We start from the raw sequence: 13,098 nt of genomic DNA on the forward strand, positions 1-13,098 counted from the left end.
AGCCTGTGGGGCTCGCTCAAGGTCGGCCGGCTGTATGGGCGCAAGTTCGAGACAGTGCGGGCCGCCAAGGACGAGGTCATCGACTGGCTGGCGTTCTACAACCACCGCCGGCTTCACTCGACGCTCGGCTACGTCAGTCCAATGCAATTCGAACGGGCTTGGCTCGCTGCCCAGGAAAAGCGAGCCGCGTAATGCCCTCGGCTATGGGATGCGAGATCCGAGGGCAAGGTCACGTCACAGTCCTTTGGGGTAGCACTCTTGGCAACGAGGAGGGGCAGTACTTCGCAGGACGCAACCACACGACTGACGAAATCCGTAGCGATGTGCTGGCGCTCGGCCACGACCTGCGAAACTGGCATCTCAGAGTAGGAGCCGGAGCAAGCCTCGTTCTATGGATCCTGGTGCCCTCAATCATCCTTGCCCTTTTGGGATTCGTGATGACCGGTGGAGGCCTCGAGAATCGGCTCTCGTTGGCGCTGGGTGGACTGGTCGCGGGCGCTGTTGTTGGCTTCGCCGCGTGGACCTTTTTCGGCAGCAACTTGGGACCCGAGCGACGGGCGCGTGCCATTGCCGAAGAGATCAATCATCTGGCGGAGCAGCGTTTAAGGATCGCAGATTGAGCACCGAAACCAGGGCGTCAGCCTTCAGTACGTGGCTTGTGTCACTGGCTGGGCATCGCAGCGTGCGATCGCATCACTGGAGTCCATAGGGAAGGAACGCGGGGTTGAGCATGCTCACGCTCTACTGCGGGGATCCACATGGTCGCTTGCCACAAGCGCAGTGCCGGCTGCATTCATCGAGCTGGCGATGCCACGGGCGACGATGCCGATCTGCGAACCTGAACCGAGGCCCGACAACTACCGCGGGCAGGCCAAGAACAGGGGGCGCGTGTACAGCTGTTCGCCGGTCATCTGCCCAAGATGCTCGTGAAACCCGTGCGCAAGCGTTCGAGATATCACTTACGCGAGTGCCGTTGCTGCGAGGCTTCACTGCCTTTACGAACCGGAGGCGCGTAGCTGCAACAGCCTCGACTTCGTGCCTCTCGTTCCCCAGAATCTGCAGATGCTGACGTTCTTCGACACCCAGTTCACTGACCGCTCGCAACTGAAGTTGCTCGGCCTCGGCTTCGTCGTTTTCGATGACCGCGAGGACTACATGCCCTACCCGAGCGGCTCAATCGGTCTCGACTCGAAGGGGCGCATGCCCGGACGTCCGCCGAAAGTTGACGGCAATGAGGAGGCGTCATGAAGCATGACGGCCCGGTGCTGTACTGCGGCGACCCACACGGAAGGTTCCACCACATCGTTGAAGCTGCGGGCCACACCAAGGCCAGCGCTGTCGTGCTGCTGGGCGACATGGAGCCCGAGCGGCCATTGCACGAGGAACTGGAATCCATCCTTGATCGCGTCTGGTGGATCCCCGGGAACCACGACGCCGACAGTGATGCGTTGTGGACGCGCGTTTGGGGAAGTAGGCTCGAGGACCGGAACGTTCACAGCAAGGTTGTGACCCTGCCGGACGGGACGCGCCTCGCCGGACTTGGCGGGGTGTTTCGCGAGGCCGTCTGGTATCCGTCGGCTTCGGCTGCGCGCGGGGGCGCGCCGGCATTTCGCTCTCGCAAGGAGCACGCAAAGTCGACCCCGAAGCAAGACCGCTGGGCGGGCGGCACGCACCGCAAGCACTGGGGCACTATCTACCCAGAGGAACTCGAGCGTCTCGCGGACATGCGTGCGGACGTCCTCATCTCCCATGAAGCACCGGCATACCACCCGAACGGCTTCGAAATCTTGGACACGCTGGCTCAGGCCCTGGGCGTCAAGTTGACTGTCCACGGTCACCATCATGACCGGCTCGACAGCTCGGGCCGTTGGACAGAGCAAGGATTCAAGAGCTTCGGAGTTGGGCTCAGAGGCATCAGCGCTATCGACTTCGATGGCAATGCACGCGTCATCGTCCCTGGAGAGCTCGATGAGGTCAGAAACAGCAGGCACAGGACGACCTGGCCATGAGCTTCGCACTCGAAGCAGAAGGAGGGCGCATGGTGCTGCAGGTCCGCCTCCGCGGCCGGCCACAGTCGTTTTCTCTCCAAACTTGGCTGTCTGACGAGGTGCTCGAAGACGTCGCGAGCCATGCGCATTTCACGTGTGATGCTGATGAGCAGAAAGTCGCCGTACGCTGACGGGCGGGCCGGCCGCGCCGATATGGTCGGCATCGACGACGCGGCCAGGCTCGCCGGCATAGCATCAGCAAAGCTACAGCGCATGGCCACGCGGAAGCACCCGCGGGTCATTGCCATCGACCACACAACATTTGGTCTGCGGTTCCCACGGTGGCAGTTTGATGCCGAGCTCTGGCCTGTCGTTCAGAAGCTTGGTGTCGAATTGCAGTGCGATTGACTTGAGATGCTCGGATGGCTCGAGACGCCGCTCGGCGCACTTGGCGGTCGCACCCCGCGGGCGGCRCTTGAGCAGGGCGAGCTGGCAGATAGGGTTCTTGAATTGGCGTCTGGAGAAGGGCTGTGACTGCAGGGGACCGGTCGGTGTGGACGAGGCTTCTGTTCTTGGACTTTGACGGGGTGATGCATCCATTCAGGTGCACCATCGACCAGTATTTTTGCCACCTTGATTTGCTCGAGGGCTGGCTACGACAGCGACTCGATGTTGGCGTCGTCATCACCTCAAGCTGGCGGGAGGCGCACCCGGTGGCTGAAATGGAAAGCTTTTTCTCGGAGGACCTCCAGCATCGCGTCCTCGGTGCAACGCCGCTTCTCACCCGAGACAGCTGGGCGCGGTGCGACGGCGAGTCGCCGTCGGTAAGATTTGAGCGTGAGGCAGAGGTTTCGCGGTGGCTGAATGAGAGCGGGCAGCTTTGGCGGCCTTGGGTCGCGCTTGATGACCAGGCGTGGCTCTACAAGCCGTTCAATCCTCGCCTCGTCCTCTGCGACGGGAAGGTCGGGCTGACGCTGCTCGAGCTCGACAAAGTCGACCGAGTGCTGGGCTTTGTGTGATGACGCTATAGCGGCTGCGCAGCGCACCGCCGGCGGTTCCCTGATTGCGGCAAATGACATTCCACCGGGCTCGGCGAGGCCGGCTTGATATCCCTTCGAAGGGCCCGATCTGTTCGCATCGGGTCGGCCGGCGATATGCTGCTTGTTCTCCGCTCTTGGGTCATTCCCCTCGGCCGCTCCCCTGTCACTCTCCTGCCACGAGCGCACCCATGCCCCTCCAGGATTTCCACCCCGCCGTTGCCAACTGGTTCCGCCGAACCTTTCCTGCGCCCACGCCGGCGCAGGTGGCGGCGTGGCCGGCGATCCGTGCGGGTCGGCATACCTTGGTGGCGGCGCCGACCGGCTCCGGTAAAACCTTCACTGCCTTTCTCGCCGCGCTCGATGGCCTGGTGCGCCAGGGCCTGCGGCCCGAAGGCCTGCCCGACGAGACCGTGGTGGTCTACGTCTCGCCGCTGAAGGCGCTGTCGAACGACATCCGCCTCAACCTCGAAGCGCCGCTGGCCGGCATCCGCGAAGAGCTGGCCGCGCTGGGCCTGCCCGACGTGGAGATCCGCAGCGCGGTGCGCACCGGCGACACGCCGCAGAAAGACCGCCAGCTCGCGCTGCGCTGGCCGCCGCACATCCTCGTCACCACGCCCGAGTCGCTCTACATCCTGCTGGGCTCGGCCTCGGGCCGCAAGATGCTCGGCACGGTGCGCGCGGTGATCGTCGATGAAATCCACGCCATCGCCGCCACCAAGCGCGGCAGCCACCTGTCGATCTCGCTCGAGCGGCTGCAGAACCTCAGCGCACACCCGCTCACGCGCATCGGCCTGTCGGCCACGCAGAAGCCGATCGACGAGGTGGCGCGCTTTCTCGTCGGTGCCGGCGCGGTGAAAGACGGTGTCGCCGATTGCGAAATCATCGACATCGGCTATGCCAAGCAGCGCGACCTGGCGCTCACGCTGCCGCCCACGCCGCTGGGCGTGGTGATGTCGAACGACCAGTGGACGCAGGTCTACGAGATCGTGGCCGGGCTGGCCAGCGCGCACCGCACCACGCTGGTGTTCGTCAACACCCGCCGCATGGCCGAGCGCGCCACGCGCCACCTGGGCGAGCTGCTGGGCAAGGAGCGCGTGGCCGCGCACCACGGCAGCCTGGCGAAAGAGATCCGCCTCGATGCCGAGCAGCGCCTGAAGCGCGGCGAGCTCAAGCTGCTGGTGGCCACCGCGTCGCTGGAGCTGGGCCTGGACATCGGCGATGTGGATCTGGTCTGCCAGCTCGGTTCGCCGCGCGCCATCGCCACCTTCCTGCAGCGCGCCGGCCGCTCCGGCCACGCGGTGGGCGGTGTGCCCAAGGCGCGGCTCTTCCCGCAGTCGCGCGACGAGCTGGTGGAGTGCGCGGCCTTGCTCGACTGCGTGCGCCGCGCCGAACTCGATGTCCTGAGCGTGCTGCCCGCGCCGCTCGACGTGCTGGCCCAGCACATCGTCGCCGAGGTCGCCAGCCGCGAGTGGGACGAAGACGAACTCTTTGCGCTGATGCGTCGCGCCTGGCCCTACGCGCAGCTCAAGCGCGAAGACTTCAACGCCGTGGTGCGCATGCTGGCCGACGGCTTCAGCACCCGCAACGGCCAGCGCGCGAGCTATGTGCACCGCGATGCTGTGCACCACCGCCTGCGCGAGCGCAAGGGCGCGCGCCTGACCGCGCTCACCTCGGGCGGCGCCATCCCCGAGACGGCCGACTACACCGTGCTGCTGGAACCGCAGGCCGACAAGATCGGTACCGTGCACGAAGACTTTGCCGTCGAGAGCATCGCCGGCGACGTGTTCCAGCTCGGCAACACCAGCTACCGCATCCTGCGCGTCGAGCCCGGCCGCGTGCGGGTGGAAGACGCGCATGGCGCTGCGCCCAACATCCCGTTCTGGCTCGGTGAGGCACCGGGCCGCAGCGACGAGTTGTCATTCGGCGTCTCGCGCCTGCGCGAAGAAGTGGCCACGCTGATCGCCTCGGAAGGCGCCGACGCCGCGACCGGCTGGCTCACCGACACCCTGAGTCTGGACGCCGAGGCCGCGCGCCAGCTCGTCGACTACCTGGCGCGCGCGCTCGGCACGCTGGGCGCCGTGCCCACGCAAGACCGCATCGTGCTCGAGCGCTTCTTCGACGAATCGGGTGGCATGCAGCTGGTGGTGCACTCGCCCTACGGCAGCCGCCTCAACCGCGCCTGGGGCCTGGCGCTGCGCAAGCGCTTCTGCCGGCAGTTCAACTTCGAGCTGCAGGCAGCCGCCACCGAAGACGCGATCGTGCTGTCGCTCTCCACCAGCCACAGCTTCCCGCTCGAAGAGGTGTCGCGCTACCTGCACAGCAACACCGCGCTCGACGTGTTGGTGCAGGCCCTGCTCGACGCGCCGCTGTTCGGCGTGCGCTGGCGCTGGAACGCCACCACGGCGCTGGCCTTGCCGCGCTTCAGTGGCGGGCGCAAGGTGGCGCCGCAGCTGCAGCGCATGAAGTCGGAAGACCTGCTCGCGAGCGTGTTCCCCGACCAGGTGGCTTGCGCCGAGAACCTGGCCGGCGAACGCGAGGTGCCCGAGCACCCGCTGGTGGCGCAGACCATGTATGACTGCCTCTACGACGCGATGGACGCCGAGGGCTGGCTGCACCTGCTGCGCCGCATGGAAGCGGGGCAGGTGAGCGTCGTCGCAAGAGACCTGCCGGCACCGTCGCCGCTTGCCGCCGAAGCCTTGAACGCGCGGCCCTACGCCTACCTCGACGACGCGCCCCTCGAAGAGCGCCGCACCCAGGCCGTGCAGAGCCGCCGCTACAGCGACCCCGACAGCCCGGACGACATGGGCCAGCTCGATGCCGAGGCGATTGCCGGTGTGCGCGAAGAGGCCTGGCCGCGGGTGCGGAGCGTTGATGAGATGCATGAGGCGCTGAGTGGCCTGGGCCTGATCACGTCGGACGAGGTGTCCAGCAACGAAGGGTGGGCCGATTGGTTGGGTGAACTGGCGCAATCTGGCCGGGCGACCTGTCTGCAAATCGCCGTTCGGGCTGAGCCTGTCGAAGCCAGCGTGCCCAAGGAGGCGGGCCTGTGGGCCGCCGCAGAGCGCCTGTCGCAGGTCATCGACCTCTACCTCGCCTGCGAGACCCACCCGCCGATCGACATCCCCGCCGAATACGCCGAGAAACCGGCCACCCACGAAGACGCCCTGCGCGACCTGCTGCGCTCGCGCCTGAGCGGCCTCGGCCCGATCACCGCACGCGAGATCGCGCTGCAGCTCCAGCTGCCGCTCGCCGACATCGACCACGCCTTGCTCGCACTGCAAAGCGAAGGCACGGTGATGCAAGGCAAGTTCACGCCCGCGGCGCAGACCACCGAGTGGTGCGAGCGCCACCTGCTCGCGCGCATCCACCGCTATACGCTGAAGCGCCTGCGCCGCGAGATCGAGCCGGTCGAGCCGCGCGACTTCGTACGCTTCCTCCTCGAGTGGCAGCACGTCGGCGCGACCAGCCGGGTCAGTGGCCCCGAAGCATTGGCGGGCGTGCTCTCGCAGCTCGAAGGCTTCGAGGCACCGGCCGCGATGTGGGAGGCCGAGCTGTTGCCCGCGCGCGTGAAAGACTATTCGTCGTCGTGGCTCGACGACCTGTGCACTGCCGGCCGCACGCTGTGGACGCGCCTGCGGCCCATGGCCACTGCGAGCGGGGGCGGCGGCTCGCTGCGGTCCACGCCCATCGTGCTGCTGCCGCGCCGCAGCGCGCCGCTGTGGGGCCGCATCGCCCCGCCGCCGGCCGACGACGCAGCCTTGAGCTCGCGCACCCAGCGCGTGGCCACCTACCTGGCCGAACACGGTGCTTCGTTCTTCGATGAGATCGCGCAAGGCGCCCACCTGCTGCGCACCGAGCTTGAAGACGCGCTCAGCGAGCTTGTCGTGCGTGGTCGTATCAACTGCGACAGCTATGCCGGCCTGCGCGCCTTGCTCGTGCCGGCCGCCAAGCGGGCTTCGGCGCATTCGTCGCGCCACCGCCGCCGTGTGGCGCTGTTCGGCATCGAGGATGCGGGCCGCTGGACGCTGATCCGCCAGCCTGCGCCGGCGAGCACCGATGCGTCGACCGAGGCCATCGAGCACATCGCCCGCACGCTGCTGCGCCGCTACGGCGTGGTGTCGTGGCGCCTGCTGGAGCGCGAGGCCGCCTGGCTGCCCGCCTGGCGCGACATGGTGCGTGTGTACCGCCGGCTCGAAGCGCGGGGCGAGATCCGCGGCGGCCGCTTCATCGCCGGCCTGTCGGGCGAGCAGTTCGCGTTGCCCGACGCCATTGGCCTGATGCGCCAGGTGCGCCGCCAGCCGGCCGACGAGCACCTGGTGTGCCTGGCTGCCACCGACCCAGCCAACCTGCTGGGAACGCTGCTGCCTGGCGCCAAGGTGGCGCGTGTGGCCGGCTCGCGGGTGCTGTACCGCGGCGGCGTGCCCATCGCCACGAGCGTGAGCGGGCAGGTCGAGCTGCTGGTGGCTTTGAGCCCGAGCGACGAGCGTGCCGCGGTCAGGGCGCTGGCGCTCGACCCGAACCTGCGCTTCCTGGAGATGGAGTCTGCGATCGAGGCGTGAGGGTCACGAAGGAGCGGTGGCGCATCGGTCAGAATTGCCTTCCGTGGACGCCGTGCGTAAGGCGCTCGACGAGGCGCAGTCGACGCTCTCGAAGATGGCGTCGGTGATCGGCCAATACGACGCCGTGGACATCGACGACCAGGTCGTGGCGCAGATGATCAAGAAGGGCTGGAGCGAAGAGGAAGTCTGGAAGCTCAAAGCGGAGGGCTTCCGCTACTCGCCTTGCCGCGACTCGCTGCTCGGGCCGATCATGAGCAGCGACGAGATAGAAGACCTCGACGAGGACGACGCGGACCACATGAGACTTGCTTGACAGCAATCATTCGCGAGTGTCTGCCGATGGCTTCGCGCACCTGTGAGGCACTGTTCGGGTCGACCATGAGGGCTCAACTTGAGCGGCCGGACTTTGATGTCTGCGGAACCGATCATCTTTTTCTCCTCTGCAGTTCTCCCTGATTCAGTTTAGTTGGTCATGCCGCTTACTCGTTGCCGCGCCGTCGCCGGTGCGACGGCGGTGCTGACCTAGTCGAATGGCTCCTGCCGCGAGCTTTMGTCGGCGCTGCTCCGCCACTACGAAGATGACGTCCGCCCATTCCACCAACTCTGCAGAGAGTGGGATCTAGTCGCCGCGATTGGTTCCAGCCGACGCAGTCTCGATGCCGGTTCGGTCAGCGAAAACCTGCTCCGCTGTTGGGCTGTGGAGTCGGTTTTGGCTGCAAACAAAGAGGATGTGCAAGGGTCGTGAACGCTCTAGAACGGCACGTCATCATCTGTGTCATCGAATCCCGTGCTTGACTTCCTCGCCGGGGCCTTGACTGGTGACCGTCGAGCAACCGGTTCTGGATGTTCGTCTCCATCGTCGCCTGGCGCACCTCCCCCGGTGCGGCCGACGTCGCCTCCCACATCCGTCAGTGCCGCTTGGAGCGCCTTCTCGACAGCGTCGATGCGCTCCTTGCAGACCTTGTACGCCGCGACTGACTCGGTGACGATGGATAGGAGGTCATCGATGTTCGGCTCAGTCTGCTCGCGCAGAGTCTCCGCGTGTTCCTGCAACACGCCATAGGCCTCACGAAAGGTTCGGGCTGCCATGTCTACTTGTCTCCAATATCAAGTTCGCCGAGGACCTCGTCTGAGGTTCCGAGTTTGACGTCCCGCACTGTCGCATCGACCTTGCCGTCGCTGAACGCGACTTCGATGCTTTCTGCCGAAGCTGCGCTCTCGGCGCTAGTGAGGGTCTTGCCGTCGGTGCCCCGAACGATGGCAAAGCCTCGCCCGAGTGTCTTCTGCGGGCCTTGACCTGCAATCTCGCGAAACAGCGCCTGCGCACCAGTGGACGCGTCTCGTATGGTTTGACGCGAGCGGTCAACAAAGTCGTTGAACTCGCTGTCGGTAGCATCCCGAGAGCGCCGTACGTCCAAACCTGCTCGGTCAAGAATCGCAGGCAAGGTGCCGTCCAGCTGGACCTTGGCGGTCCGCAATGCCGAGAACGCTTCAGCCTTGACGGCGCTCAGCGCCGCAGGAACGACATGCTTGGCCTGCGTCACGTGGCCGGCCGCGCCGTTTCGAACTTCTCCGAAAAGCTCTTGCACCTCACCGGCTGCTCGATGCACGACACGCACTGAGTCGAGCCGCAGGTCCGCCATTAACTGCGAGCATTGCGCACGGGCGTCGGCGAGGGTGCTCGAGGCGGCTGCCTTGACCTCACGGTCCAGTCGCTCGATGGACGTCTGCATCCGGTCGGCGTCGCGGCTCCCTTGATTGACGATGCCTTCGAAGGCGATACGGGCTTCGCGCGCTCTCTGGGTGACCAGTTTCTCGATGCCGGCGATGACCTTGCTTGGTGTGTCGAAGGATGTGTGGGCCACCTCGTCGAGCACGGTGCTGTCTCGCTCGTGACCGATGCCGGTGAGCACGGGCACAGGGCATTCGCAAATGAAGCGCGCGAGCGCGTAGTCATTCAACCAGGCCAGGTCGTTCACGGCGCCTCCGCCTCGGATGAGGATGACTGCGTCTGGAGACTGGCCGGCCGGAAACTGTGCCAGTCCGGCTACGAGGGCTTCAACAATCTCCCCTGCGGCGCCTTCACCCTGGAATCTGCTGTGCACATAGGTGAAGCGGCAGACCTCGAAATTGGCGAGCCGGTCAGCTTCCTTCGAGAAGTCGCCCAGGCCAGCGCCTCCCTGCGGTGCGACCACGAGTACCGCGCAGAAGTCCCACACTGCCGGCAAGCGCTTGTTGAGGCCAAAGATCTGCTCGCGCTTCAGGCGCTCGCGGAGCTCTCGTTTCTTCGCTTCCAGGTCCCCGAGGGTATACGTCGGGTCGACGGCATCAATCTCGAGCGAGAAGCCAAACTGCGGCTTGAAGACCGGTCGAGCGCGAACAAGAAGTTTGATGCCGGCACCGAGGGTGGCCCCGGTGGCGCGTTCGAACTCCGGAATGATGCGCTCCGCGGTTCGGGCCCAGATGGCTGCGTTGGCCTTTGCGAGGGCGCGGCCGTCGGAGTCTCGCTCCGACAGCTCAAGGTAGACGTGACCGTCTTTGACAGAGGCACGCAGGACCTCGGCGGTTGTCCATACACCGGAGGCGTAGGCGTCGCCAACGGCCTTGGCTACGCCTTGCAGGAGTCGGGAGAGCGGCACTCCGCGCGGCGCAGATTGCAGGGCTGTGGATGGGCTGGTTGGGGTGACGTCGCGGGCGGGCGATGCCTGTGACGAGTTCGGAAGCCAGCTAGCAAAGGGTGCCAAGTCCAGTCCATCGAGTACGTACCAGCGCCTGGCAACACTGTCCCAGCGGGCTCCCAATGCCTTGACTGAGTCCTTCTCTTTGAACGGTACGGTGAGGTAGGTGTTGGGCATGTAGCGGCAGCAGGCCTTCCAGACTGAAGAGGGATCAGGGTGCTTCGACCCGCTGGCCGACTGTGGACCTCTTGGCGGCTTGTTCTACGGACCGGGCGCCGACGGGCAGATGGTCATGTATGCGCAGCGCCCGCAATGCCGACCTTTGGTTGGGCTGTTGTCTCCCGCAAGCATTCGCACCGCAGCTTTGAACGACTTGGTCGCCTCAAGCCTCTTCCCGCCTGGAACGTCGTCGACCTTGTCGGACAGAACGTGGTTGAGCGTCATTGTCTTCGTGCCGGCCAGGTCCAGACCCGGAACAATAGGCTTCAGGACCGTCTTCATTTCAGAGACCCCGCGACGTGCGAACCGCATCATCGCGAACTCAGTGGCGTACTTCCGTTCGATGACAAAGCCCCACGGCATTTGGACAGTTACTCCGCCGACTATAGAAGTAGGTTCGGCAAACCGACCGTCTTCCTCAAGAATCGAGCCCATAAGCTCGAGGCCGCGCGAGAACGCGAAGTTCGCATCTCGCCAAAGCGACGGGTCCTCGACCTCGGTGGGAAGCTTCTGCTTTGCCCAACCTTCAAGCATGTGTGCCGCGGGCGCACCTGCTGTTCCAGCTGCCACGGCCTTCAGTGCGCTCATGACGGCCCAACGCGCCCTCAGAGAACTGTCGATGTCGGCTTCACTTACCAGTTCCAATATGTGCGCGTACCAATACTGAAGCGAGCACAGGGTATAGGTGGTGAAGTGCTCAAACTTTACGATGTTCGGAGCAGCGAATGCCTTCCTCGGTGAAGCACTGGCCCGCTTGATGGCTGGACCGTTGTAGGCTACCGGTTCGAACTTTCGAGGAAAGTGTTGCAGTTGCGGCGCGAGCGTGTGGTCGCCGAACTCTTTCTCTTGGTAGATGTAGAGGTGCCGCTTGGCTCGGGATGCGGCGACGTAGAGCAAGTTGTTTCGCTCAACGGCTTCTTCAACGTCGTACTCCGCCTGACTACTTCCGAGAGCCTCCGGAGGAACGATTTCCAACACGTTTTCTGGCGGCGACCAGCTTGGGGTTTGAGCACCGTAGTCGTCGGCGTTGACGAAGGCAACATGGACCGCCTCGAACTCAAGTCCCTTGCTGCTATGCACGGTCAGCAGCCGCACGCCGTCTAGGTTTCCCGCCTCTGCCGGCAGCTCGCGGTCGACGTAGGATTCGCCGATGCGCTGGCGCAGACGTTGACGCATCAAGAACCGTGAGAGACGAGCCTCCTTGATTTCGCCATCACCGTTGCGAACGGCGTACGCGAACTGCCACAGTGCGATCCGTTGGACCCAAGCGGCGACAGATTGGTCCTTCGGTGCAGGCAAGCTGAAACGATGCTCAAGAAGCATGTCGCAAACAAAGACCCACGGATTGGAGCTGTGGCGGCGGCCTTCCAGAAGCTTCCGCAGTGCCGTAACCACTGCAATGCCAGTCGCCGACAGACCCGGTGGCGGATGCTGAAGCCATCGTCCGCGCTGATATGCAACGTCGGTGTTCGCAGCTTCAAGCAATCGCTGGATGTCCTTCATTGGCATCGCCAGGTCGGGCACTTCCATCAGGCCAATCAGCGCGCGCGGCTGACGCTCGACGAGCAACTGCATGAGGCAGAGCAGGCGCTTGACCTCCGGTCGTTCAGCCAGCTCTCCGATATAGATGACAGGTATTCCTTGGCTTGTCAGAGTCTCGGACGCGCGCTGAACGTCGTTCCCTTTGCGGCACAAGACAGCCTGTTTGCCGAAAGCCACCCCATCCTTCTTCTTCAAGGCGTTTACGGATGCGGTTACTGCGCCCAGTAGCTCTTCGCGTTTTTCGCAAGTGACCACCTTCGGCATCTCGCCACAAGCGCCCTTGGCCGCTTTCATCCGGTCCAGCGGCATCGTGGCCTGGAGTTTGTGCTGACGACCAACCTCCTGCACCAGGTCAAGGATTTCGCTGGCACTGCGCCGGTTGATGTCGAGGGGGTAACGCTGAATCTTCGTGCCACCCGCGTGGGCTTTGAATTCGGTGTCGAACTTCAGCAGGCTTTTCAACGATGCGCCGCGCCAATGATGGATGGCTTGGCGAACGTCCCCAACGACCCAGATTGACTTCGCCTTCTGCGCCAGTTGTCGAAGCAGTTCGACCATGGCCTGCGTGACGTCCTGGTACTCGTCGACAAGGATGTACTCGAAACAGTCGGCCAACTCGGTGAAGGGCGCCCTATTTGCCTTGAGAGCCAAAGCGGGTTTTGCGATCAGGTCGACGAAGTCGACTGTTCGCCGCCCCGCAAGAAGTCGCTCATGAGCCTCATATATTGTTGCGACATCGAGGCGCCTACGCTGAAGCTCCTCGTCTTTGTCGGGATGGTCTTCGATGAACCGGCGGTATGACTGCGGTGAGACCAACTCCTCCTTGAGTCGCTTAATTCCGTCGACGACAGGGCTCAGCCAGTCATACGGGTCCTCCACACGCAGGTAGTAGTTCAAGTCCAGCTGCGGCAGTCCCGCCACAAGGGTCGTCAGCGACGTGAGCCTGTCGGCCACATGCAGGTCGGAGTCGAGCTTGAAAAACTGGTGGAATTTGCGAAGGAACTCAAGGCCAAAGGCGTGGAAGGTGCCCGCCCACACGTCGGCTGCTCGGTCGATACCAGCACCCCGAAGG

General features: G+C 64.5%; 11 protein-coding genes. 8 read left to right on the forward strand and 3 right to left on the reverse strand.

Annotated features, from left to right (window positions below; translation table 11 throughout):
• The 8 genes from AC1DXV_RS23145 to AC1DXV_RS23180 form a co-directional block, all read left to right on the forward strand.
• Positions 1 to 192, forward strand: a 192-nt coding sequence (locus tag AC1DXV_RS23145) for an IS3 family transposase (RefSeq protein ID WP_477873034.1), incomplete at its 5' end; no start/stop codon positions are given.
• A 209-nt stretch (positions 193 to 401) separates the two neighbouring features.
• A complete protein-coding gene (locus tag AC1DXV_RS23150) occupies positions 402 to 620 on the forward strand; it encodes a hypothetical protein (protein WP_477864494.1) in 219 nt (72 codons plus the stop codon).
• 442 nt (positions 621 to 1,062) lie between these two features.
• Positions 1,063 to 1,248, forward strand: a complete 186-nt coding sequence (locus AC1DXV_RS23155; RefSeq protein ID WP_477864495.1) for a hypothetical protein — start codon at positions 1,063 to 1,065, stop codon at positions 1,246 to 1,248.
• Complete coding sequence (locus AC1DXV_RS23160; protein WP_477864496.1) at positions 1,245 to 2,009, forward strand: metallophosphoesterase family protein; 765 nt, start codon at positions 1,245 to 1,247, stop codon at positions 2,007 to 2,009. The genes AC1DXV_RS23155 and AC1DXV_RS23160 overlap by 4 nt, the downstream gene beginning before the upstream one ends.
• Before the next feature lie 120 nt (positions 2,010 to 2,129).
• Positions 2,130 to 2,396: a hypothetical protein gene (locus AC1DXV_RS23165; protein ID WP_477864497.1), complete on the forward strand. Its 267-nt coding sequence runs from the start codon at positions 2,130 to 2,132 to the stop codon at positions 2,394 to 2,396.
• 164 nt (positions 2,397 to 2,560) lie between these two features.
• The gene (locus tag AC1DXV_RS23170) at positions 2,561 to 3,007 is read left to right on the forward strand and encodes an HAD domain-containing protein (protein WP_457334871.1); all 447 of its coding nucleotides are present in this window, start codon (positions 2,561 to 2,563) and stop codon (positions 3,005 to 3,007) included.
• Between the two features lie 209 nt (positions 3,008 to 3,216).
• Entirely contained in the window at positions 3,217 to 7,587 is a 4,371-nt protein-coding gene (locus AC1DXV_RS23175) for an Lhr family helicase (protein ID WP_477935749.1), read from the forward strand.
• Between the two features lie 43 nt (positions 7,588 to 7,630).
• Complete coding sequence (locus AC1DXV_RS23180) at positions 7,631 to 7,900, forward strand: hypothetical protein (RefSeq protein ID WP_477864499.1); 270 nt, start codon at positions 7,631 to 7,633, stop codon at positions 7,898 to 7,900.
• Between the two features lie 437 nt (positions 7,901 to 8,337).
• On the opposite strand, the gene xseB is transcribed toward AC1DXV_RS23180, so the two are convergent.
• The 3 genes from xseB to AC1DXV_RS23195 all read right to left on the reverse strand — a co-directional run.
• Complete coding sequence (xseB, locus tag AC1DXV_RS23185; protein WP_477864500.1) at positions 8,338 to 8,676, reverse strand: exodeoxyribonuclease VII small subunit; 339 nt, start codon at positions 8,674 to 8,676, stop codon at positions 8,338 to 8,340.
• A 2-nt stretch (positions 8,677 to 8,678) separates the two neighbouring features.
• The gene (xseA, locus tag AC1DXV_RS23190) at positions 8,679 to 10,442 is read right to left on the reverse strand and encodes an exodeoxyribonuclease VII large subunit (RefSeq protein ID WP_477864501.1); all 1,764 of its coding nucleotides are present in this window, start codon (positions 10,440 to 10,442) and stop codon (positions 8,679 to 8,681) included.
• 84 nt (positions 10,443 to 10,526) lie between these two features.
• Positions 10,527 to 13,098: ATP-dependent helicase (locus AC1DXV_RS23195; RefSeq protein ID WP_477935751.1), on the reverse strand; the 2,572-nt coding region annotated here is incomplete at its 5' end.

It is taken from the genome of Rhizobacter sp. P3_C12 (assembly GCF_056402735.1).

Bases quoted from the DNA above. Each gene is read 5' to 3' on its own strand.
- AC1DXV_RS23155 (WP_477864495.1), top strand. From the start codon at position 1,063: ATGCTGACGTTCTTCGACACCCAGTTCACTGACCGCTCGCAACTGAAG.
- AC1DXV_RS23160 (WP_477864496.1), top strand. From the start codon at position 1,245: ATGAAGCATGACGGCCCGGTGCTGTACTGCGGCGACCCACACGGAAGG.
- AC1DXV_RS23165 (WP_477864497.1), top strand. From the start codon at position 2,130: ATGCGCATTTCACGTGTGATGCTGATGAGCAGAAAGTCGCCGTACGCT.
- AC1DXV_RS23175 (WP_477935749.1), top strand. From the start codon at position 3,217: ATGCCCCTCCAGGATTTCCACCCCGCCGTTGCCAACTGGTTCCGCCGA.
- xseB (WP_477864500.1), bottom strand. From the start codon at position 8,676: ATGGCAGCCCGAACCTTTCGTGAGGCCTATGGCGTGTTGCAGGAACAC.
- xseA (WP_477864501.1), bottom strand. From the start codon at position 10,442: ATGCCCAACACCTACCTCACCGTACCGTTCAAAGAGAAGGACTCAGTC.